Source organism: Streptomyces sp. NPDC060198, from assembly GCF_042728415.1.
In the GTDB taxonomy this organism is placed as follows: domain Bacteria; phylum Actinomycetota; class Actinomycetes; order Streptomycetales; family Streptomycetaceae; genus Streptomyces.
This window is the reverse complement of the sequence record NZ_JBHWZJ010000018.1, coordinates 19,061-41,899: the sequence shown is the minus strand read 5'-3', so window position 1 is coordinate 41,899 and position 22,839 is coordinate 19,061. Positions and strand designations below refer to the sequence as shown.

Below are 22,839 nucleotides of genomic sequence, written 5' to 3'. Positions count from 1 at the left end.
AGGCTGTAGTGGCCGCATGCGGTGCGGCCGTCCGTTCGGTGCTTGCGCGGATCAGGCGGACTTCCTGCTGTCCCGCGGATGCACGGCGATGTTCATGGCTCCGGAGCGAAGGACCGCCAGCCTCTCGGCCAGCACTTCCTCCAGCTCCTCGCGGGTGCGCCGCTCCATGAGCATGTCCCAGTGCGTACGTGCGGGCTTGCCCTTCTTCTCCTCGGGGCCATCCCCGTCCACCAGGAGTGCCATGGCGCCACACGCCTTGCACTCCCACTCCGGCGGAATTTCCGCCTCTACCGAGAAGGGCATCTCAAATCGATGCCCGTTCTGGCATGCGTACTCCACCGCCTGGCGCGGGGCCAGATCGATGCCGCGGTCCGTCTCGTAGCTGGTAACCACGAGTCGCGTGCCGCGGAGAGCTCGCTCACTCATGAATCGTGCCTCCCGGGCTTGTCGCCCACAGGACAGATGTCGCTGTCGTCGTCATCCGGTCAACGTCCGCTCGGCGGTAAAGATTCCCGTTGCCGGCCATGCGTCGCCCGTCTTGCCGCTGCTGTATCAGGGGTGATTCCCCACCGCTGCCCGGTTTGTCACCTTTGAATGGATTTGTCACTCAACAGCTTGACGTCATCCACTCGCAGTAACGGTCTTTCCGGGCAGGCCAAAGGCGTACACTACCGGCCTTTTACTTCAACGTCTAAATCCGCTCCGGTACGGGATTGCCCGCGGCGGCCACGGCGGCCCGCACGGGCACCCTCGCGAGCAGCACGGAGCCGATGACGAAGAACACCACCAAGGAGATGATCGCCTGCCGGTAGCTGCCGGTCAGCTGGTACGCCAGGCCGAAGACCAGGGGCCCCAGCCAGCTGAGTCCGCGGTCGCTCATCTCGTACGCGGAAAAATACTCCGCTTCCTTGCCGCGCGGGACCAGATGCGAGAAAAGGGAGCGTGAGAGGGCCTGGCTGCCTCCGAGGACGAGTCCGATCGCCGCCGCCAGGACGTAGAAGAAGACGGGCGAGGCGGCCGGCAGGAAATAGGCGGCCACCAGGATCGCCGTCCAGACCACCAGCGAGGCCAGGATCGTGCGCTGCGCGCCGTACACCCGGGCGAGCCGTCCCATCCCGAGCGCGCCGGCCACGGCGAGGATCTGCACCAGCAGGACGGCGGTGATCAGCGTCGTCTGGTCGAGGCCGAGTTCCTCGGAGCCGAACACCGAGGCCTGGGAGATGACGGTCTGCACCCCGTCGTTGTAGATGAGGTACGCCAGCAGGAACGAGAGCGTCAGCGGATGGCGCCGCATGTCCCGCAGGGTGGCGATCAGCTGCCGCCAGCCCGAACCGACCGCTCCCTCGCCGCCCGGGGCGGTACACCGGTCGCGCAGCCGTCGCAGCGGCACGACGGTGAAAGCGCCCCACCACAGTCCGGCGGAGGCCAGGCAGATGCGTACCGAATCCGACTCGGTCAGGCCGAACGAGTCGTGCCCGGTGTAGACGACCAGGTTGAGGACGAGGACGAGCGCGCCCGAGGTGTAACCGAACGCCCAGCCCCGTGAGGAGACCGCGTCCCGCTCGTCCGGCTCCGCGATCTGCGGCAGATAGGAGTTGTACAGCACCATCGACACCGAGATCGCCGCGTTCGCGACGATCAGCAGGAAGGCGCCGAGCAGATAGCGGTGGCCGTCCAGGAAGAACATCGCCGTCGTGGCCACCGCACCCGTGTAGGCGGCCGCTGCGAGCAGAGGCTTCTTGCGGCCCGAACGGTCCGCCGCCGCACCCACCAGCGGCATGAGGACGACCGCGAGGACCACCGACGCGGAGACCGCGTACGCGAAGAGCGACCCGGCCCGCACGGGTATGCCGAAGGGGTGCACGAAGCCGTCGGAGTCGGCGGCCGCCTTCGCCACCGAGGTCAGATAGGGCCCGAGGAAGACGGTGAGCACGCTCGTGGAGTAGACCGAGCACGCGAAGTCGTAGAAGTACCAGCCTCGTTGTTCCCGCTTGCGCGCTACGGCCTCCGGCGTGCCGGCCGGACGTTCCGGTGGCGTCGCCGTCCCCGTGGTTCCTGTACTCAAGTTCCCCTGCCCCCTGCTCGGTCCGTTCCGTCCGGCACCGGCCGCCGGACCGGCGTCAGGACCAGATCCCGCGCTCGCTCAGCACCGTACGCAGCGTCGCGATGTGATCGGTCATGATGCCATCCACGCCGAGGTCGAGGAGGGCGCTCATCTCCGCCGCCTCGTCGATCGTCCAGACATGGACCTGGAGGCCCAGGGCGTGCGCCGTACGGACGAAACGGCGGTCGACGACCCGGATGCCGTTCTGGCTCACCGGAACCTGCGCGCACACCGCGCCACGGCGCAGCGGCGCCGGAATCCCGAGCGAGCGCAGCCGCAGGGCCAGTACGCCCCGCACGCCGTACGAGGTCGCCAGCCGGGAGCCGCCGAGCCGCTGCGCGCGGGCCACCCGGGCCTCCGAGAACGAGCCGACGCACACCCGGTCCCAGGTGTGCGTCCGGCGGATCAGCGCGAGGAGGGGTTCGAGCGAGGACTCGGCCTTCACGTCGACGTTCCAGCGGGCCTGGGGGAACTCCTCCAGCAACTCCTCGAAAAGCGGCAGGGGCTCACGGCCGTCCACCCGGGCCCGCCGGACCTCGCTCCACGGCAGGTCCGCTATCCGCCCCCCGGTGTCGGTGACCCGGTCCAGGGTCGGATCGTGGAAGGCGACGAGACGGCCGTCCGCGGTGGTGTGCACGTCGGTCTCGAAGTAGCGGTACCCCTGCGCCGCCGCCCGGCGGAAGGCCGCAGCGGTGTTCTCCAGCCCACCGGCCGCGCCGCCGCGGTGGGCGAACGGGATCGTCGACGGATGGTCCAGATACGGGTGGCGTCCTGAGTTCACCGCCGCAGTATGGCGGTCGTCGGTGACGGTCCGGCGACGGCCCCGGTCGCTCCCGGCGCCCCGGGGGTGGCGAACAGGCGCAGGAAGAACTGGGCGAGCGGCCCGATGGCCAGCGCGTACACCAGCGTCCCGATCCCGAGCGAGCCCCCGAGCGCGAACCCTGCCGCCACGACGGCGACCTCGATCACCGTGCGCGCCAGGCGCACCGACCTGCCGGTCACGCGGTGCAGCCCGGTCATCAGCCCGTCGCGCGGCCCCGGACCGAACCGTGCCGTGATGTAGAGCCCGGTCGCCACTCCGTTGAGGACGACGCCCACCACCAGCACCGCGATCCTGGCCGCCCACCCGTGGGCCTCGGGGACGAACGCCAGGACGACGTCCATCGTGAGGCCCACCACGATGACGTTCGAGACCGTGCCCAGCCCCGGACGCTGCCGCAGCGGTATCCACAGCAGTAGCACCAGCGCGCCGATCCCGATCGACACCGTCCCGATGGCGATGCCGGTGAGCTCCGAGATCCCCTGGTGCAGCACGCCCCAGGGCTCCAGCCCCAGCCCGGCGACGACCAGCAGCGCCGAACTCGCGCCGTAGAGCACCAGCCCGGCGTAGAGCCGCACCAGCCTGCGGACCAGGGACGAGCGGGACGGAACGGCGGTGGCGGACATGGGGTACCCCCTGCTGTGATGGTGGTGGACCGGCTCGTGTCACTCTGTGGCCGGAGATTGGCCGCCAGCCATGGCCAATCCGAGGAAGGTGGACTGATTTCATGGCTCAGTGGACTTCGACGGTCGGGGCCGCCCAGCTCGCGCGCCAGCTCCGGGCACCGCTCTCCCGCCCCGGCGCCCCCGGCGCCCGGAAGCCCCCGGCCTACCGCGCCCTCGCGGACGGGGTCCGGCTGCTGGTACTCGAAGGGCGGGTGCCGGTCGCCGCACGGCTGCCCGCCGAACGCGAACTGGCGCTCGCCCTGGCCGTCAGCCGGACCACCGTCGCCGCGGCCTACGAGGCGCTGCGCACCGAGGGCTTCCTGGAGTCCCGGCGCGGCGCGGGCAGCTGGACCGCGGTCCCCGCGGGCAACCCGCTGCCGGCCCGGGGCCTGGAACCGCTGCCGCCCGAGGCGCTCGGCTCGATGATCGACCTCGGCTGCGCCTCGCTGCCCGCCCCGGAGCCCTGGCTGACCCGGGCCGTCCGGGGCGCGCTGGAGGAACTCCCGCCGTACGCCCACACGCACGGCGACTACCCGGCCGGCCTGCCCGCCCTGCGCCGGATGATCGCGGACCGCTACACCGAGCACGGCGTCCCCACCATGCCCGAGCAGATCATGGTGACCACCGGGGCGATGGGCGCCATCGACGCCATCTGCCACCTCTTCGCCGGGCGCGGCGAACGTATCGCCGTCGAGTCGCCGAGCTACGCCAACATCCTCCAGCTGATGCGGGAGACCGGCGCCCGCCTGGTGCCCGTCGCCATGCGGGACGGGCTCGGCGGCTGGGACCTGAACCGCTGGCGGCAGGTCCTGCGTGACTCCGCCCCCCGGCTCGCCTACGTCGTCGCCGACTTCCACAACCCCACCGGCGCCCTCGCCGACGAGCAGCAGCGGCGCGGCCTGGTGGAAGCGGCGCGCTCGGCGGGCACGGTCCTGGTCGTCGACGAGACGATGCACGAACTGCCCCTCGACGAGGACGTGGAGATGCCCCGCCGGGTCTGCGCCTTCGACCCGGCCGGCAGCACGGTGATCACGGTGGGATCCGCCAGCAAGGCGTTCTGGGCCGGGATGCGGATCGGCTGGGTCCGGGCGGCGCCCGACACCATCCGCAGCCTCGTCTCGGCACGCGCCTACGCGGACATGGGGACGCCCGTCCTGGAGCAGCTCGCCATCAACTGGCTGCTGCGTACCGGCGGCTGGGCCGACGCGGTCGGGCTCCGGCGCGAACAGGCCCGGAGCAACCGCGACGCCCTGGTCGCGGCGGTGCGCCGGGAGCTGCCGGACTGGGAGTTCCAGGTGCCGCGCGGGGGCCTGACCCTCTGGGTGCGTACCGGCGGGCTCTCCGGGTCGCGCCTGGCGGTGGCGGGTGAGCGGGTGGGGGTCAGGGTGCCGTCCGGGCCGCGCTTCGGGGTGGACGGGGCGTTCGAGGGGTACGTCCGGCTGCCGTTCACGGTGGGCGGGCCGGTGGCGGACGAGGCGGCGGCGCGGCTGGCCGCGGCGGCGGCGCTGGTCCGGGCCGGCGCGGGGGCGGGCGTCGACGCGCCGAGGACCTTCGTGGCCTGAGAGGGCCGGGAGGGGCGGGGCGGACGACGGGGGAAAGCCCGGCGGGCGGCCGCGGACCCTCCGGTCCGTTCCCGCCCGCCGTTCCCGCCCGCCGTGCCTCCGGGGTCAGCTCTCCGCGACCGCCGGCTCCGGTGCGCGGAACGCGTCCCGCTCGTCCAACGCGTCCCCGCCGTCCCCAGCCGCCTCGGGGGCTGCCTGCCCGGCCGTGCGCTCCGGGAGCAGGGCGAGCACGGCCCGGCGGTCCGCCTCGCCCGCGGCCTCGTCGTACGGGTCCGGGGTGGCCGGGACCTGGAGCCTCAGCACCTCGCCCGCACCCAGGCGGGCGTAACCGCGTCCGGCGGGCACGCCGGGCACCGGAGTGGTGTGCGGCTCGGCGCCGAGGACGGCCGCCACCTGCTCGCGCGCGGCGGCGCCGAGGACGACACGGGCCGGTGTGTGGGTCAGTACCGCGTCCGGGAGGCCGTCCACCGCGTCGAACTGGTCGGCGAGCACCACGGTGACCCCGGCCGCACGGCCGTGCCGCAGCGGCACCTGGAGGAGATCCTGCGGGTCGGGCCGGCCGTCCGCCGCCGCCAGGTGCCCGAGGACGGACGGGCGGTCCAGCAGGATCCAGAGCGGGCGCCCGGAGCTCCCGGCGGCGGGGCGTCCGGCCTGGCGCTCGCGGTTGGCGTCGATGAGCCGCCGTTCCGTCTCGTGCGCCGCCCACTCCAGCGTCGCCAGCGCGCCCGCGAGCCCGCACTCGACGGCGAGGACACCCTCGCGCCCGGCCAGAGAGCCGTACTCCCCGCTGCCGCCACCGTCGACGATCAGCACGTCGCCGTCACGGAGGGCCTGCAGCGCGATGGAGCGCAGCAGGGTCGTCGTACCGCTGCCGGGCGTTCCGACGGCGAGAAGATGCGGCTCCGCGGAGCGGGGGCCGGTCCGCCAGACGACGGGGGAGGCGTCGTGGTTCGCGTCACCGTCCTGGACCGGTACGGTGCGGCCCACCGCCCCCGGGTCGGTGAATCCGAGGACGGTCTCCCCGGGGGCGGTGACGAACCGCTGGGCGGCGATCGTGGTGGGAAGCGGGCCGAGCACGGTCATGGCGAGCCGGTTGGCCTCCTCGTCCCACACGAAGCGGTACTCGCGGCCCCGGCCGGACTTGGCGTGCACCACCTGTTCGATCCGGGTCCGCGCCTCGCTCTCGCCGTCGGTGAACCAGGCCGGGTAGGTCACCCGGAGCCGGGCGAGCCGGCCGTCGCCGTCGAAGGCGTAGTCGCCGAAGGGCCGCTCCCAGTCGCCGCCGTGGGCGAAGAGCGGTGCGGGGTCGTCGGCGACGGAGAAGTAGGGGACCAGCGCTTCGTACAGGGTGCGCAGCCGGGCCTCCCCGGCCTCGTCCGGGCCGGTCCTCGCCGGGGTGCGGTCCCGGCCCTTCCACGCGGCGGCGCCCATCACCGCGATCACGGCCAGGACCGGCCCGTGCGGGAGGAGCGCCACCGCGGTCAGGCAGGCCGCGACGAGGAACAGCCTGGAACCGCGCCGTTCCTTGGGCGTCGCGGCCCATCTCTGGCGTCCTGCGACTGCCAGCAGCCGCAGACCACGGGTGATCGCGATCAGCGGGCGGAGGACGTCGGTGGCGCTGTCGGCGGCCGTGCGCGCGACCTCGCGACCGCGAGTGATCGAAGCGCCGCCGCGCTTGAGAATGCGGGGGAGTGGTCGCCGGGCCACGTCTGTCTCCTGGAGGGGGGTGAGGGTGGGTGCGGAGGGTCAGAACTTGATCCCGCCCAGCAGGCCGGCGAGGCTCGCCCCGCCCGCCGTGATGCTGGGCGCGATGGCGGTGCCGGCCAGGTAGAAGCCGAACAGGGCGCAGATCAGGCCGTGGGACGCCTTCATCCCGTCCTTCTTGAAGAACAGGAAGGCGATGATGCCGAGCAGTACCACGCCCGAGATGGAAAGGATCATGAGCGGTTCTCCTGGTTGAGAGGGACGGTCACCATGAGTCCTTCCAGGCTCACCCGGTGTATCTATACGATAAAAGGTGCATTGGAGTGAGAAGGTGGTGTTTTCACCCGACCGGTCCAGCAAAGGTGGTCGTACGGCCCTGCACCGGGTGCGCCCGAACGTCGTTGCGGGTGTGAGGAAAACCGCATCGCAACCGCTCCGGAAGGCCGTGGTCGTCCCGGGCCGCCCGCGTCCGCCGTGGCCCGGAGCCGTCCCTCCCGGTGTCCCGGACCCGCGCCGTTGCGGGGCAGTACCCTGTCGGTTTACCCGCACGGCCCCGGCGCCGTACGCCCCGGCGGGGCAGCGGTGACGACTACGGCAACGACAACGGTCAAGGAAGGCGGTCCGTCCGATGAGCGAAACCCCCGACCCCGAGTTGGTCGAACTGGCCACGAAGGTCTTCGACCTCGCCCGCCGCGGCGAGACGGACACCCTCGCCGCCTACGTGGACGCGGGAGTGCCCGCCAACCTCACCAACGACCGGGGCGACTCGCTGCTGATGCTCGCCGCCTACCACGGCCACGCACCCGCCGTCACCGCCCTCGTCGACCGCGGCGCAGACCCCGACCGCGCGAACGACCGGGGCCAGACCCCGCTCGCCGGAGCCGTCTTCAAAGGCGAGTCCGCGGTCATCGGCGCGCTGCTCGACGCGGGCGCCGATCCGGCCGCGGGGGTGCCCTCCGCCGTGGACACCGCGCGGATGTTCGGCAAGGCCGACCTGCTGGAACTGTTCGGTGCGCGCTGACACCGCCGCCCGCGCGGGCGGCACGGCCCAGGACGACCGGTCCGTCGGAAATGTGGTCGCGGTGGCGAAATGGCTGGGTCATCATGACGTCGCGGGTCCGCTCAGGACCACCGACGAGAGGCAGAGGAAGATGCTCGACACCAGGCAGAAGACGGCGGTCGGCCGATCATGTCGCTGCGCGGCCTAGACGGTGTTCTTCCGGATCGCGGACGGGGTCTTCCCGGCTCCGTACCTCCGGACACCACCCAGGTACTGCACAGTCCCGGTTGCGTCGACAGCTTGATGTGAGGCTTTCTCCATGTTCGATCCATTCATAGCGCCGAGCGGCACCCTGCTCGGCCTGCTGCAGAGGGGCCGCGGCGACGGCACGCTCCACGCGCTCGCCGCATCCCGTACCGAGGCGCTCGCGGCACTCAACACGTGCGTCCTGGGCGATCCCCGCCAGGACTGGCAGGTCGAGAACCGCTCCCTCTACTACGCCCGGCTCTACATCGACCTCGACGGCGGCCTTCAGGAGATCGAGCGCCACCTCGCCGATCCCGAGGACCACCTCGACACCGACGACTCCCGTACGGGGCTGGCTCTCGCGGTCCTCGGCCACCTGGCCTCGTACGGACGCGACGACGCCCTCGTGCTGCTGCGGCAGTACGCCGCCACCGGCGCCAACTGGGCGTGGGCGCTCGACGAGCTGGCCCTGCGCGACGACGACGCCGGCCTGCGCTCCCTCGCGCTGCCCGTCCTCGCCCGCTTCGCCGACACCCCCGAGGGTGCCGCCGGGCTCGCCGCCGCCGTACGCGACGCCTTCGAACCGCGCCCCTGGCGGTTGTGGGCCGACGACCCGCGCGCAGCCGTCGGCGCCCGCATCAAGGCCGCCACCGAACGCGGCTCCTTCGACCGCTGGCAACGCCAGATGTCGCCCGGCGGCGGCCCCCGCCCCGGATGGAGCGTCCAGGCCGTCCTGGACTGGGCCCAGCAGGCACTGGAACGCGGCAAGGCGCTGCACGTGCCCGCCGCACGCTGCCTCGCCGCCGTCGCGGGCACCGAGGACCGGCCCGAGATCGTGGCAGCGGCCCGCAGCGGACCCGAGGGCGCCCGCTGCGCCGCCCTGCACTACCTCGCCGAGGCCGAGGACCCCGCGGTGCTCGACCTGATCGACGCCGCCGTCGCCGACCCCTCGCGCACGGTCGCCGAGGCCGCCGTCGCCGCGTTCGAGCGGATGCCCGGCGAAGCCGCCGTCGAACGGGCCCGCCGCTGGGCGCACCGGCCCGACGCGCTCGGCGCCTCCGCCGCCGGCATCCTCGCCCGCCGGGGCGGACCGGCCGACGCCCCGCTCGTCCTCGGCGCGCTGCGCGAGGCCGTGCGCGCGGGCCGGCCCGACACCCTGCGGCTGGGGCCGCTGGTCGACGGAGCGGGCCGCCTCGGCATCGCCTGTGCCGCCCCCGTCCTGCGCCACGTCTACCGGGAGACCCCCTCCTCGCACCTGAGGGGCCGAGCCGCCCGCGCGCTCGCCGCCACCGATCCGTCCTTCGCGACCGGATTCGCCGTCGAATGCCTGTGGGACTGCGAGGAGACCACCCGCGAGATCGCCGCGCTGCACGCGGAGACCGGGGACGTCCGCGTCGCCGAGCGGCTGCGCCGCCTCGCCGCCGACCCCGCCGAAGAGGCCGAGGTGCAGACCGCCGTGCGCAGCCGCATCGAGCCCGAGGCGACCGGCGTCTGACCCGGAGCCGAACGGCGCGGTGACGCCCCGGGGACGCCGGCACCCCGGGGCGCGCGACGCGCCGGAGCGCCGTCCGCGTGCGCGCCGGTACCTGCGCCCTGCACGGGTGACAACGGCCACGGGACGTTGTCCCGCCGGACAGATCCTTGTCGGCCCGCTCACGCCCGGGCTGAGAACAACCCCCGTATGCGTGTCGTCATCGTCACCGAATCATTCCCGCCGGACATCAACGGCGTGGCCCACTGCACCCTGCAGACCGCACGGCACCTCGCCGCCCGCGGTCACCAGCCGCTCGTCATCGCGCCGGCCGCGGCCGGCGCGGACGCCGCGGAGGCCCTCGACGCCGGCGCCCCCTGCCCGGTGGTCCGCGTCCCCTCCTTCCCGCTCCCCGGCTACCCGCAGGTCCGGGTGGCGCTCCCGGGCCGCAGGCTGGCCACCGCCCTCACCGCCCACCGCGCCGAACTGGTCCACCTCGCCGGCCCGTTCGTGCTCGGCGCGCGCGGGATGAACGTGGCCGCGCGGCTCGGGCTGCCCACCGTGGCCGTCTACCAGACCGACCTCGCCGGCTACGCCCGCACCTATCTCAGGACCGGCGAGCAGACCGCGTGGCGCCGCATGCGCGCCGTCCACTCCGCCGCCGACCGCACCCTCGCCCCCTCCACCGCCGCACTGGGCGATCTCGTCGCGCACGGTGTGCCGCGCGTCCATCTCTGGCCCCGGGGCGTCGACACCGTACGGTTCCACCCCGGCCTGCGCGACGAGCGGCTGCGCCGGACCCTCGCCCCGGACGGCGAGCGCCTGGTCGGGTACGTCGGACGCCTCGCACCCGAGAAGCACGTCGAACTCCTCGCCCGCGCCTGCGGCGTCCCCGGCGTCAAGGTGGTCGTCGTCGGCGACGGCCCCAGCGGCACCTCGCTGCGCGCCGCCCTGCCCGGAGCCGCCTTCCTCGGCCGCCGCACCGGCGCCGAACTCGCCCGGATATACGCCTCGCTGGACCTGTTCGTCCACACCGGCCCGTACGAGACCTTCTGCCAGACCGTCCAGGAGGCCATGGCGTCAGGGCTGCCGGTCGTCGCACCCGCGGCGGGCGGACCGCTCGACCTCGTCGACCACGGCCGCACCGGACTGCTGGTCCCGCCGCTCGACGCCGCGGCCGTCCGCGACGCGGTCCGGGCGCTCACCGCCGACCCGGATCGCGCTGCCGCATACGGACGGGCCGGGCGCGAGACGGTGCGGGCCCGCACCTGGGAAGCCGTCGGCGACCTGCTGCTGCACCACTACGACGAGGTGCTGCGCGACCGCGCGGCGGTGGCCGCGTGAACGGGCTCAAGATCGTCAGACTCGCCAACTTCGTCACCCCCTCCTCCGGCGGACTGCGCACCGCCCTCGACGAACTCGGCCGCGGCTACCGCGAAGCCGGGCACGACCCCGTCCTGGTCGTCCCCGGCGCCGAGGCCGCCGACTACCGCACCCCGGCGGGCCGGGTGGTCACCCTGCCCGGCCCGGTACTGCCCGGCAGCGGCGGCTACCGCGTCCTGCTGGGCCGGCGCCGGCTCACCGCCCTGCTGGAGGAGCTGCGTCCCGACCGGCTGGAGGTCTCCGACCGCACCAGCCTGCGCTGGACCGGCGAGTGGGCCCGCCGTGCCCGGGTCCCGGCCGTGATGGTCTCGCACGAGACGGCCCACGGCGTCCTGCGCACCTGGGGCGTCCCGGACCGCGCCGCCGGCATCGCCGCCGACCGCCTCAACTCCCGCAGCGCACACGCTTTCACCCGGATCGTCTGCACCACCGAATGGGCCGCCCGCGAGTTCCTGCGGACCGGCGCCACCAACGTGGTCCGGGCACCTCTCGGCGTCGACCTTCTGCGCTGTCACCCCGAGCGCCGCGACCCTCGGCTGCGGGCCCGCCTGCTCCGGGGCCAGGACGTCCTCCTCCTGCTCTGCTCCCGGCTCTCCGTGGAGAAGCGCCCCGGACGCGCCCTGGACGCCCTGGCCGCGCTGCGCGCGCACGGTGGGGTCCGGGTGAGCCTGGTGGTGGCCGGGGACGGCCCGCAGCGGGCCGCTCTGGAGCGCCGCGCCAGGGCCGAACGCCTGCCCGTGCTCTTCCTCGGGCACATCGCCTCCCGCGACCGGGTGGCCGCTCTCCAGGCGTCCGCCGACCTCGTCCTCGCCCCCGGCCCCGCCGAGACCTTCGGCCTCTCCGCTCTGGAGGCCCTCGCCTGCGGCACCCCTGTGGTGGCGAGCGCCACTTCGGCGCTGCCCGAGGTCGTCGCCGGCGCCGGACTGCCCGCCGCCGACACCGGCGACGCGTTCGCCGCCGCCGTACGTGAGTTGCTCGCCCGCCCCGAGAAGGAGCGCCGGGCCACCGCACGGGAGCGGGCCGAGCTCTATGGCTGGGACCGCTCGGTCGCCGCGTTCCTCCGGGCGCACGACGTACCGCGCCGCCACGGGGCCCGGGAGGCCCGGGCATGAGCGCGCCCACCGACGTCACGCTCCGGGACGACCTCCCCGTCCCCGGCAGCGTGGGGGACGCGCCCGCCCCGCTGCGGTTCGCGGCCCTCGGCGACTCGTTCACCGCGGGGGTCGGAGACCCGGCCGCCGAGGGCCTGAGAGGGTGGGCCGGACTCCTCGCGGACTCGCTCGACGACGGCTCCCGGGGCGTGGAGTTCCGCAACTACGCGGTGAGCGGATCGCTCTCGGCCGACGTGCGCGAACACCAGGCGTCCGCCGCCGCCGCGTTCCGCCCGCACCTCGCGGCTGTCGTCTTCGGCACCAACGACACCCTGCGCCACCCCTTCGACCTGGACCGCCTCGCCCACCGCATGGACGAGGTCTGCGCCCTGCTGGCGGCGGGCGGAGCCGTACTCCTGACGGCCTGTCTGCCGGACCCCGGGGCCGTCCTGGGGCTGCCCGCCGCGCTCGGCCGCCCGCTCGCGCGCCGCCAGCAGGGTGTGAACGCCGTCGTGCACCACCTCTCGGCCCGGTACGCGGCGGTCCACCTCCACGCCTGCGACCCCGCCTGGGTGGCGGACCGTTCGCTGTGGAGTCCGGACCGCCTCCACCCCGCCGAACGCGGACACCGCAAGGTGGCGGCGGACTTCCACGGTCTGCTCACCGCGCGCGGCCTCGCGACCGGAGCGCCGCCCGGGGCCGAGCCCCGGCTGCCCCGCCCCGGCCGTGCGGCCTCCGCCCGGCTGCTCGTCACGGAGGGCGCCGGATGGCTGGCCCGCCGCTCCACCGACCTGCTGCCCCAACTGTTCCTGCTGGCCGCCCGGGAGGCCGGTCACGCCGCCTTCGGCACCACCGCCCGCCTCGACCGGGAGCACCGGCGGACCGTGTTCGCCGCCCTGACCGCCCTGACCGCCGTGGTCCCCTCACCCGCGCCGACCCCCTCCACCGCTCTGATCCCCTCCACCGCGCCTGCCTCCGACGAACACCCGGCGGCGACCGCCGACCCGGAGGCCGCCACCGCGGTGCTCGCCGCGCTCGCGGACACGGGCCCCTGAAGGCCCGTAAGCCCGCGCCCCCGGGCGCATCCGGGCTCCGCCCGAACCGCACCGCGCGGTGTCGGTGACCGGCCCCGCCGCATTGCCGTATCGCCGGCGGCGGTGACCGGGGAGCCCGGCCGACCACCCGGCCCGAGTGCCTTCGTCAGGTTCGGGCCGGAGCCGGATCGTCGGTCAGCGCAGCCGCGGTCAGAGTCAGGTGCTGGGTCAGGACAGCCGCCGCGGTGTCGGCGTCGCGGGCCAGCACCGCCTCCTCCAGCGCGCGGTGCTCCTCGACGCCGTCCCGGCCGGGGCTGCGTTGCGCCGACCACCGGCGGGCCAGCTCGCTCGCGGTCCACAACCGGTCGAAGGTCTCCAGCAGGGCGCGGTTTCCACACCCTTCCAGCAACGTGCGGTGGAAGACCCGGTGCGCCTCGGCCCAAGCGGAGGTGTAGTGCGAGCCCTCCTCCGGCGCGTACGCCGGAGTACGGACCAGCCGATGGTGGGCGGCCCGCACGCGGGCCTCCCATTCGACGTCGCCACGCTCGACGGACATGCGCAACACGACCGGCTCGACGGTCCGGCGGGCTTCCGCGATCTCCTGCCAGCGACGGTCGGAGAAGGACGGCACCGCGAAACCGCGGTTGGGCAGCCGGTCGGCCAGCCCGTCGCCGACCACCCGCACGAGCGCCTCACGCACCACGGCCAGGCTCACGCCCTGCTCCTTGGCAAGGTCCTGCGGCTTGAGGGGGGAGCCGGGGGCGTGGTCCCCACGCATGATCGCGTCCCGCAGGTGTGCGTAGACCTGCTCGGAGAGCATCTGCTTCCCCGGCGCGGTCGAGGCTCGTGACGTCGGATTCATCAGACCATCCTACTGGCGATCAGACGATTCCCGAGATAATCGATTATGCGTGTTACTGTCGATCGAGACCGGCTGGGGTCCCCCGTCCGGAGGCGAACGTCCCGCCGTGCCTGCCACGCCCTTCGCCGGGAGCACACCCTCAACAGCCCCTCGGCGGACGTCGTCCCGGCCGACGCCACACCTGCCGTTCTCGGCTTCACCGTCGCCGGTCGCGCCCTCGGACGCGCGGCATCGACGGCCACTGCCGGAACCGACTGCCCGATCCTGGAGACAGCACCGCCATGCACCTCGACACCCTTCCCGGCTCCGTCCGTACCGGCGGCGGTCCGACGGACCTGAACGCCGTGCGGCTCGTCAGCCAAGCCGTCAGCGCTGCCCACCTGTTCATCTATCTCGCCCCCGAGAGCGCCGAGGAGGCGGCCGCGCTCGGCGTGACCGACCAGGGGCCGGCGTATCTGGCCTTCCGGTCCGCCGCCATGGGCGCGGTTCCGTGGCACGTCACGCTCGCGGCCTTCTACAACTTCAGCCCGCGGGTCGTGCGGGCCATGGTGGGCGTGTGGGACGCCGCACCGCCCGAGCGGTGGCAGGCCGCCCGCTTCCTCGCCGCCGGACGCGCGATGCGGCGCGCCGGCGTACGGCTCGGGGACGAACACCTGGCCGAGGCGCGCTCGCTCATCGACCCGGTCGTCGCCGGAGCCGACTACGCCGGCAAGGTGCTCGCCGCCGCGAACGCATCGGTCCCGCTTCCTTCCGATCCTCTGGTGGCTCTGTGGCAGCAGATCACCGTGGCGCGCGAGTGGCGCGGGGACGCCCATCTCGTCGTGCTCGCCGACAACGGCCTCGGGCCGTGCGACTGCCTCGTTCTGCACACCGCGACCGGCTGCCTCCCGACCGCTCTCGTACGAAAGACCCGTCAATGGACCGACGGCGAGTGGAACGCGGCCACGGCGCGCCTCGCCGCACGCGGCTGGCTCGACTCCCACGCCATGCTCACCGAGACCGGCCGTGCGGCACGTGAGCACATCGAAGAGATGACGGACGAGCACTGCGCCGCGTTGTGGGCGCCGATCGGCGACGCGGGCACCCGCCGCCTCGCGTCGCTGATCGCGCCGATCAGTGACGCGTTCACCGCGGCGGAGGCGTTCCAGCCCTCGCAAAGGACATGAACACGCCTCAACGGTCGCTGCCCGGGCAGCCGTTCGCAGCCCGCCCGCCGGGTGCCGGTTCGAGGGGTGGTCCGAGTGCCGCCCGCACCGCCCGGGTGCCCCGCACCTTCGCGGACACCGGCTGCTTCCGTGCTCACCGTGCGTGGGCGAGGGGACGGGCGACGGCCGGCCGGTGACCGGGCCCGCGGAGGTCCGCCGCCTGCGGCGGGGCGGTCCGGGCCCGCCGAGGGAGGGCGCCCCGCGCCGGTCCGCAGGCTCCCGGTGACGCCCGCGCACGCCCTCGTACCGGCCCGGACGCCCGCTGGGCGGAGCGGCCGGATCTGCGCCGTTTCGACCGTTGTCAGGGTGAGGACCTAATCTGTGACGCGTGACTTCGCCTGCCGATACGGACAACGCCGCGCCCCAGCTCAGCGCGGGCCCGCGGCCCGCACCCGGCCCGGCCGCCGACGAGGGGCTCGCCCGGCGGCTGCGCGCGCTCGCCTGCACCGCGCCGCTGCACGATCTCGACGTGCGCAAGGCGAACCTCGCGGGCGAGTACACCGTCTACTCGATGGCCGAGGTCGCCCTCGCCGCGATCGACGTGGTCACCCTGAACATGGACTTCGACACCGGCGCCGACCACGAACAGATAGTGACCAGGCTGCTGCCCCGGGTCCACGCCCAGGCTCCCGACCGCCCCGCCGTCGAGCACGAGCGGGTCGCCCGCTGGGTGCTGGAGAACCTCATCAACGTCGGCAGCGTCGACCGCGGGTTCCGGGCGGTCTACGGCACCTTCGGACCCGACGGCGTGTACGTCCGCAGGGACTACGACTTCAAGCTCGTCGAGGAGGTGCCCGGCCATGGTGGCACCGTCTTCCTCCGGGCGACCGACGAGGCCGTCAACGTCCTCGTCGGCGCCCTGGACACCGACGTCACCAGCGCGCAGATCGCCGCCGAGGTCAAGCTGGAGGTGCTGGTCAGCCGGGGCCGTCTCGCCGACGCGCAGCTCGCCGCCGAACAGGCCCGCTACCGCACGGTGCAGTACGCCGAGACGCTCCGCCGCACGCTGGAGGCGACCCGCCGCAACGTCCGCGCCGTCGACTGGCTGAACGCCGTCCCCGACATGATCGCCGAGGCACTCGACCACGTCGCCGACCGCTACCGCCACGAGAACGCGATCCTCACCAACATCCGCAAGGCGCGCGACGAGGCCGAGGAACCCGAGAACAAGCGCCGCGCCGCCGAACTCGTCGACATCGTCAAGGACTGCATCCGCCGCCACACCCAGCTGCAGTCCCGGCTCCTCGAAGCGGGTCCCCTCTTCCGCGCCGAACAGGACCGGCAGGCCTTCGCCACCCCGGCCTCGCGCACCGGGCTCGACCTCTACGGGCAGCTCCTCGCCCCGATCCTGCCGCTCCCCGTCGAACAGTCCATCCGGGCCACCGACGCGTTCTTCGCCCGGGGCACCGGACTGCGCACCCCCACCTCCGTACGCGTCGGCGACCTCGTCGACCTGCTGCTCTCCCCGCCCGTGGAGCGCGAACACCTGGGCGCCGAGATGCCCGAGCCCGACCTGATCGCCACCCCCGACGACAGCCGGTTCAGCGAGGACCAGCTCGCCCGTGCGAGGGTCCTGCTCGACCTGGAGTACGACGCCCCCCGTCGGCTCTCCGGACTGCTGGCCGAGGCCCGTGCCACCGGCGACCCGGAACTGCCGTACCTGGTGGCCCTGCTTGCGGTCCACGCGGCGAGCCCGCCGGTCGGCACCGCCTACCGTCAGGGAGAGCGGCGCCTGCTGTTCGCCGTGGACGACGGCACCGAGCTCAGCGACCCCGAATTCGGTGGCGCCGACCTCGTCGTCGGCACCGCCCTGCTCGACGCGGCCGGCATGGCCGCCGACCGCAAGGAGGCGTCATGAGTGCTCCGCAGAGCTCCCCGCCGGCCGGCGCCCCAGACCGCCGCGCCCCCTTGTCCGTACCGAAGCAACTCCGCACCGAGGAGCCCCAGTCGTGAGCGACCACCGCGCCGAGCACACCGACGCGTGGGACGAACCCGCCGTCACCCCCGCCGTGGAGCCCGCTCCCGCCCCCGGGCAGGCGTCCGTCACCCCGGCCGACGCCGCCGACGCCGCACGGCTGGTCTCCTTCGGACTCCAGCCCAAACTGGTGCCCGCCCGGGACGCCGAGTACGCCGACCTGCTGCGCCGCTACCGCGAGGAACCCGCCTTCGGACGACTCGCGGACGCCGTCGCCACCGGCCTCGGCCTGGTCGTCCTGGAGGTGTCCACCCGCGCCGGCATGGCCGTCACCGCCGACGAGGACTCGGTCTTCGCCGTACGGATGGGCGACTACGCCCGCCGAGCCTCCTCCGACGCGGCCGACCGGTTCCTGCACGGCCTCGCCCACCTCGCCGTCGCCGCCATGGCCTTTCCCCGGCCCGAGGACCTCGCCGACGACGCGTACATCGGCCGCATCACCGTCAACGGCGTCGACGCGTTCGTCCGCCAGGCGTGCCTGCGGCTGGAGGAGCGGGCCGCCGAGCAGGGCGAGAACACCGACCCCACGAGCGACGCCCCCGGACTTGAAGCCGGCTGGCGCGTCTACGCCCGTCGCAGCGCGACCGGCGCCACCAAGGACGCCCGCCGCCTCGCCGGATCGACCACCGGCATCATCGGCAAAGCCGTCGCCTTCCTCACCGATTCCGGCTTCCTCCAGCGCACCGGCGACGACGCGGGCGGTGCCTACCGCACCACCGCGCGCTACCAGCTCCAGGTGCGCGACATGGCGGGCAGCGCCGCCATGGCCGAACTGCTGGAGCTCGGGGTCGTCCCCGTCACCGACGGCGGCGCGACCCTGCTGCCACCGCGCGACACCGACGACCTGGAACTCGCGGCCGACGCCGGCCTCCCCTTCCACGGCTGACGCGCCCACCACCGCGTTCCACCTGTTCTGCCCGTTCCGCTTCACGAACGACGAGAGTCCGCCGCCATGTACGAGTTGTCCCGGGTCCGCCTCTACTCCATCGGACCGGCCGGTGCGCGCTATGCCGACACCGTTCTCGATCTGCGCGGCGTCGGAGCGCCCGTACCCGAACCCGCCCCGGCGCAAGCCGAGTTCTTCGAGGACGAACCGGTCGGCCCGCCGCGCAGGCCCGCGCCCGCGGGCGTCCTCTTCCTGGAGAACGGCGGCGGCAAGTCCGTCCTGCTGAAGCTGATCTTCTCGGTGATGCTGCCCGGCCACCGCAACACCCTCGGCGGCGCCAGCTCCGGCGTGCTCCGCAAGTTCCTGCTCGCCGACGACTGCGGGCACGTCGCCCTGGAGTGGCAGCACACCCTCACCGGCGAATGCGTCGTCGTCGGCAAGGTCAGCGAGTGGCGCGGCCACCAGGTCTCCAACGACCCGCGCCGGTTCGCCGAGGCCTGGTACTCCTTCCGGCCCGGACCGGGACTCAGTCTCGACAACCTCCCCGTCGCCGAGGCCACCACCGTCGGCCGCCCCGCCGAGGGCACCTCCGGCGCCCGGGGGCGACGCCGCACCATGAAGGGGTTCCGCGACGCCCTCACGGACGCCGGAAAGTTCTACCAGCACCTCGACGTGCACTGGGAAGAGATCCACGACCGGTGGAACGAACACCTCGGCGACCTCGGACTCGACCCCGAACTCTTCCGCTACCAGCGCGAGATGAACGCCGACGAGGGCGAGGCCGCCGGACTCTTCGCGGTCAAGAAGGACTCCGACTTCACCGACCTGCTCCTGCGGGCCGTGACCGACACCCGTGACACCGACGGCCTCGCCGACCTCGTCAGCGGCTTCGGCAACAAGCTCGGCCGCCGCGCCGAACTCACCGCCGAACGCGATTTCACCGCCGGCTCCGCCGACCTCCTCGGGCGGATCGTCGAGGCCACCGCCGCCCGGTCCCGCAGCCGGGACGTCCACGCCGGAGCGGAACGCCGCACCCGTACCCTCGCGCGACGTCTCTCTGCCCGCGCCACCGAGGAACGCGGCCGCGGTACCGAGCTGGCCCAGCACGTCACCGCCGCCGCCCACACCGTCACCGAGGCCGAACGCACCCGGGGCCACCGCGCCCTCGTCGCCGCCGAACTCGCCTACCGCAACGCCTCCCTGGCCCTGGCCGCGGCCGAGAAGGCCGCTGCCGCCCAGCGCCGCGAGCTCGGCGACGCCCGTACCCTGCACTCCGCTTGGCAGGCCGCCGAGGCGGTGCTGCGCCACCGCGCCGCCGCCGACCGCTCGGCGCGCGTCGCCGTCGCCATCCGCGAGGCCGAACGCGACGCCGCGCCCGCGCTCGCCGCCCGCGCCACCGCAGCCGGCGACCTGGTACGCGCCCTGCACACCGCCGCCGAGGACGGCGAACGGGTGGCCAACGAGGAGGAGGAGCGCTCCGACACCCTCCAGGCCGAGGGCGAGCGCGCCCACCGCGACGCCACCACCGCCGCCACCGAGGCCCAGCGCGCCCGCAGCGAGGCCGGCCACCTGCGCCAACGCCTCGCCGAGGTCGAGCAGGAGACCGCCGAGGCCGTCCGGGCGGGCTGGCTCGACGACACCGCCCCCGGCGCCGACCCCGCCCGCGCCGCCCTCGCCGCGAGCGACGCGGAACAGGCCGCGGTCGCCGCCTGGGACACCGCCCGCGACGCCGCCCGCGCCTCGGCCGACCACGCCCGGGAAGCCGCCGCCGCCGAGAGCCGCGCCGAACTCGCCGCCGCCCGCGCCGCCGACGCCGCCCAGGCCGCCGAACAGTCCTACGAGGACGAGCGCGCCGCCGCCGACGCCCTCGCCTCCGAAGGCCGCCTCGCCGACCTCCTCGGCCTGCCCTCGAACACCGGCGTGCCCCAGCCCCGCAGCGGCACCGGCCCCGACGAACCCCACGGCACCGCCCCGGGCGGAGCCCGCATCCCCGGTGAGGGCGGCCCCGTCCCGCACGGCACCGACCGTCAGGTAGCCCTGGCCGACCGCCGCACCACCGCCCGGTCCCTGACCACCGAGGAGTTCGACCGCGGCGCCGGCGAACTGCGCGAACTGCTCGACCAGGGCATCGCGACCGCCGAACGCCGCCTCTTCGACCTGCGTACGGCCGCCGCCGACGACTCCCGCATCCTCGGCGCGCTCGGCGACGGCGGACTGCTGCCGCCCGGCCCCGACGTGCTGGCCACCGTCGAGTACCTCGGCGAGCACGGCATCCCCGCCCTGCCCGGCTGGCGCTACCTCGCCCAGGCCGTCGACCCCGCCGACCACGCCGCCGTCCTCGCCGCCCGCCCCGAACTCGTCGACGGCGTCGTCATCACCGACCCCGGCGCCCACACCCGGGCCCGCGAGGTACTCGGCGGCGCAGCCCTGCTGCCCCGTTCGACCGTCGCGGTGGGCACCGCCGCCGCGCTGCTCGCGCCGGTGCCCGAGGCGGGCAGCGGCACCGACGAGGTGTTCCTCGTCCCGCCGAACCCGGCGATGCACGACGAACTCGCCGCCGACGAGGAGCGCCAAGCCCTGCGCGCCCGGGCCGCCGACCGGGACGAGGACATCCGCGCCCTCGCCGCCCGGCTGGCCGGCGACCGCGCCCTCGCCGCCCGCATCGGTGCCTGGCGCGCCGACTGCCCGCCCGGCATGCTCGCCGAACTCGCCACCGCGGCCGCCACCGCGCGGACGGTCGCCGAGACCGCCGAGGAGGCCCTCGCCGAGGCCCGTACGGTCCGCGCCGAGGCCGACGAGGCGGCGGCCGACACCGCCCGGGTCCGTGAGGAACGCCAGGAGGCGGCCCAGCGAGCCCGCCGTGCCGCCGATGCCCTGGCCGGCCTCGCCCACCGGCTCCGCGAACGCGCCGGCTGGCAGATCCGGCTCCGCGAACTCGTCGACGAGGCCGCCGAGTCGGAGGGCCGCGCACAGACCTGGCTGGACCGCGCCCGCGCCGCAGACGAGGACCGCAGGGCCGCCCAGCGTGCCGCCGACGACGCCCGCCGCACCGCCCGCGCGCTGCGCGCCGAACGCGCCGAGATCGCGGGCGCCCCGGAGACCCTGCCCGAGCCGGGTGAGCACACCGCCCGCCAGGCGCTGCCCGCCCTCCGCGAGGCCTACCGGGCGGCCTCCCAGCTGTACGAGAAGGTGGGCGTCGGAGCCGACCTCCGCGCCGAACAGGCACGGGCCGAAAGCGACGAGAGCGCCGCCCTCCTGGAACTCGACCGCCTCAGCAACAAGGTGCGTACCCGCGCGGCCCAGCTCCTCGAAGGAACCGACGGCGCCGACGGCCCCTCCCGGCAGGCGGCGGCGGCCCGCGCCGAATCGCTCGTCCAGCTCCTGGAGACCCGCGCCTCCACCGCGAGCGAGCAGCTGGGCCGGCTGCGCGGCGAGGCCGAACGCCTCGCCCCCGAGGACGAGTCGCCGCACCACACCGAACTGCCCGAAGAGCTCGTCCCGGCCGACGCCGAAGCGGCCCAGACCCTGTTCCGTGCCGCCACCGGCGAACTCACCGCCGCCACCGCGTCCCTGGACACCGCGCGTGCCGCGCACGCCGAACTGCTGCACGCCCACCGCACCGCCGAGGACTCCGCCGGCGGCTTCGACGAGACCGCGGCCCTGCTGCGGGACCTCCTGCGCGACCACGGCACCGAGGGCGAGGACGACGGTCCCGACCCCCACTCCGGGACCCTCGAAGAGGCCCGGACCTCCGCCGCCGAGGCGCGCCGCTCACTGCGCGGCTGCGCGGCCGACCTCTCCGCCGCCGAGGCCGCGGTCAGGGAGGCGAGCGACATCCTCGTACGCCACGCGAACTCCACCCGCTACGAACAGGTACGCACCCCCGCCCGCCAGCAGATCCGCGAACTTCCCGCTTCCGCCCTGCCCGAGCACGCGCAGAAGTGGGCCGACGCCTTCGCCCCCCGGCTCCGCGTCCTCACCGACGAACTCGCCCAGCTGGAACGCAACCGCGACTCCATCGTCGACCGGCTGCGCGGTCTGGTGGAATCGGCCCTCGCCACCCTGCGTTCCGCGCAGCGGCTGTCCCGGCTGCCCGAAGGGCTGGGGGAGTGGTCCGGGCAGGAGTTCCTCCGCATCCGCTTCGAGGAACCCGACCAGGCCACGCTGAGCGAGCGTCTCGGCGAGGTCATCGACGAGGCGACCCACTCGGCCCTCAAGAAGAACGCCGACCTGCGCCGCGACGGCATGTCCCTGCTGCTGCGCGGAGTGGAAGCGGCGCTGAGGCCCAAGGGCATCGCCGTGGAGATCCTCAAGCCCGACGCGGTACTGCGCGCCGAACGCGTACCCGTCGGCCAGATGGGGGACGTCTTCTCCGGCGGTCAGCTGCTCACCGCGGCCATCGCGCTCTACTGCACCATGGCCGCGCTCCGCAGCAACGACCGGGGCCGCGACAAGCACCGGCACGCCGGCACGCTCTTCCTCGACAACCCCATCGGCCGCGCCAACGCCACGTACCTGCTGGAGCTCCAGCGCGCGGTGTCGGACGCGCTCGGCGTCCAGCTCCTCTACACGACGGGGCTGTTCGACACGACGGCGCTCGCCGAGTTCCCCCTGGTGATCAGGCTCCGCAACGACGCGGACCTGCGGGCCGGGCTGAAGTACATCAGCGTCGAGGAGCACCTGCGGCCGGGCCTGCCCCAGCAGGACCCGGAGGGCGAGACCGTGCACGGGGAGATCACGGCGACCCGGATGTTCAAGCGGAGCACGGAGCAGCCCACGGCCTGACCGCGCCCGTACGCACCCAAGCCCCCGGCCTCTCGGCGGGGGCTCC

At 74.4% G+C, this 22,839-nt stretch carries 17 protein-coding genes and 1 pseudogene; 11 read left to right on the top strand and 7 right to left on the bottom strand.

The genetic code is table 11. The features are described 5' to 3' along the window. Positions 1 to 51 precede the first annotated feature (51 nt). From ACFWEP_RS04865 to ACFWEP_RS04850, 4 genes are all read right to left on the bottom strand, one after another. The gene (locus ACFWEP_RS04865; RefSeq protein ID WP_007262928.1) at positions 52 to 426 is read right to left on the bottom strand and encodes an RNA polymerase-binding protein RbpA; all 375 of its coding nucleotides are present in this window, start codon (positions 424 to 426) and stop codon (positions 52 to 54) included. A 265-nt stretch (positions 427 to 691) separates the two neighbouring features. Further along, positions 692 to 2,065 (bottom strand): MFS transporter, encoded by a 1,374-nt coding sequence (locus ACFWEP_RS04860; RefSeq protein WP_387365620.1) that lies wholly within the window; start codon positions 2,063 to 2,065, stop codon positions 692 to 694. A 55-nt stretch (positions 2,066 to 2,120) separates the two neighbouring features. Then, entirely contained in the window at positions 2,121 to 2,885 is a 765-nt protein-coding gene (locus ACFWEP_RS04855) for a glycerophosphodiester phosphodiesterase family protein (protein ID WP_387365617.1), read from the bottom strand. Further along, on the bottom strand, positions 2,882 to 3,550 hold the full coding sequence (locus ACFWEP_RS04850) for a YitT family protein (RefSeq protein ID WP_387365614.1): 669 nt from the start codon (positions 3,548 to 3,550) through the stop codon (positions 2,882 to 2,884). The genes ACFWEP_RS04855 and ACFWEP_RS04850 overlap by 4 nt, the downstream gene beginning before the upstream one ends. A gap of 101 nt (positions 3,551 to 3,651) precedes the next feature. Between ACFWEP_RS04850 and ACFWEP_RS04845 the strand changes: the two genes are divergently transcribed. Further along, the gene (locus tag ACFWEP_RS04845) at positions 3,652 to 5,151 is read left to right on the top strand and encodes a PLP-dependent aminotransferase family protein (protein ID WP_387365611.1); all 1,500 of its coding nucleotides are present in this window, start codon (positions 3,652 to 3,654) and stop codon (positions 5,149 to 5,151) included. A gap of 105 nt (positions 5,152 to 5,256) precedes the next feature. Here the strand turns inward: ACFWEP_RS04845 and ACFWEP_RS04840 are convergent, their stop codons facing one another. Both ACFWEP_RS04840 and ACFWEP_RS04835 read right to left on the bottom strand, forming a co-directional pair. Then, positions 5,257 to 6,858: a hypothetical protein gene (locus tag ACFWEP_RS04840; protein WP_387365608.1), complete on the bottom strand. Its 1,602-nt coding sequence runs from the start codon at positions 6,856 to 6,858 to the stop codon at positions 5,257 to 5,259. Between the two features lie 39 nt (positions 6,859 to 6,897). Further along, the gene (locus ACFWEP_RS04835) at positions 6,898 to 7,092 is read right to left on the bottom strand and encodes a hypothetical protein (protein ID WP_275495276.1); all 195 of its coding nucleotides are present in this window, start codon (positions 7,090 to 7,092) and stop codon (positions 6,898 to 6,900) included. 391 nt (positions 7,093 to 7,483) lie between these two features. On the opposite strand from ACFWEP_RS04835, the gene ACFWEP_RS04830 reads away from it, so the two are divergent. The 5 genes from ACFWEP_RS04830 to ACFWEP_RS04810 all read left to right on the top strand — a co-directional run bounded on the left by ACFWEP_RS04830 (position 7,484) and on the right by ACFWEP_RS04810 (position 13,101). Next, complete coding sequence (locus tag ACFWEP_RS04830) at positions 7,484 to 7,876, top strand: ankyrin repeat domain-containing protein (protein WP_387365604.1); 393 nt, start codon at positions 7,484 to 7,486, stop codon at positions 7,874 to 7,876. Positions 7,877 to 8,174: 298 nt separating this feature from the next. Continuing rightward, positions 8,175 to 9,596, top strand: coding sequence for a HEAT repeat domain-containing protein (locus ACFWEP_RS04825; protein ID WP_387365601.1), 1,422 nt, complete (start codon positions 8,175 to 8,177; stop codon positions 9,594 to 9,596). 186 nt (positions 9,597 to 9,782) lie between these two features. Then, positions 9,783 to 10,916, top strand: coding sequence for a glycosyltransferase family 4 protein (locus ACFWEP_RS04820; RefSeq protein ID WP_387365598.1), 1,134 nt, complete (start codon positions 9,783 to 9,785; stop codon positions 10,914 to 10,916). After that, complete coding sequence (locus ACFWEP_RS04815; protein WP_387365595.1) at positions 10,913 to 12,067, top strand: glycosyltransferase; 1,155 nt, start codon at positions 10,913 to 10,915, stop codon at positions 12,065 to 12,067. The genes ACFWEP_RS04820 and ACFWEP_RS04815 overlap by 4 nt, the downstream gene beginning before the upstream one ends. Next, positions 12,064 to 13,101, top strand: a complete 1,038-nt coding sequence (locus ACFWEP_RS04810; protein ID WP_387365592.1) for an SGNH/GDSL hydrolase family protein — start codon at positions 12,064 to 12,066, stop codon at positions 13,099 to 13,101. The genes ACFWEP_RS04815 and ACFWEP_RS04810 overlap by 4 nt, the downstream gene beginning before the upstream one ends. Before the next feature lie 145 nt (positions 13,102 to 13,246). Here the strand turns inward: ACFWEP_RS04810 and ACFWEP_RS04805 are convergent, their stop codons facing one another. Beyond that, complete coding sequence (locus ACFWEP_RS04805) at positions 13,247 to 13,942, bottom strand: GntR family transcriptional regulator (protein ID WP_387365588.1); 696 nt, start codon at positions 13,940 to 13,942, stop codon at positions 13,247 to 13,249. 162 nt (positions 13,943 to 14,104) lie between these two features. On the opposite strand from ACFWEP_RS04805, the pseudogene ACFWEP_RS04800 reads away from it, so the two are divergent. From ACFWEP_RS04800 to ACFWEP_RS04780, 5 genes and pseudogenes are all read left to right on the top strand, one after another. Further along, positions 14,105 to 14,194, top strand: a pseudogene (locus ACFWEP_RS04800) (YbhB/YbcL family Raf kinase inhibitor-like protein); the annotation flags it as partial. 29 nt (positions 14,195 to 14,223) lie between these two features. Further along, a complete protein-coding gene (locus ACFWEP_RS04795) occupies positions 14,224 to 15,108 on the top strand; it encodes a hypothetical protein (protein WP_387365584.1) in 885 nt (294 codons plus the stop codon). Positions 15,109 to 15,475: 367 nt separating this feature from the next. Further along, complete coding sequence (locus ACFWEP_RS04790; protein ID WP_387365581.1) at positions 15,476 to 17,005, top strand: hypothetical protein; 1,530 nt, start codon at positions 15,476 to 15,478, stop codon at positions 17,003 to 17,005. Between the two features lie 91 nt (positions 17,006 to 17,096). After that, the gene (locus tag ACFWEP_RS04785; protein ID WP_387365578.1) at positions 17,097 to 18,008 is read left to right on the top strand and encodes a hypothetical protein; all 912 of its coding nucleotides are present in this window, start codon (positions 17,097 to 17,099) and stop codon (positions 18,006 to 18,008) included. 66 nt (positions 18,009 to 18,074) lie between these two features. After that, positions 18,075 to 22,793 (top strand): hypothetical protein, encoded by a 4,719-nt coding sequence (locus ACFWEP_RS04780; RefSeq protein ID WP_387365575.1) that lies wholly within the window; start codon positions 18,075 to 18,077, stop codon positions 22,791 to 22,793. Positions 22,794 to 22,839: the final 46 nt, after the last annotated feature.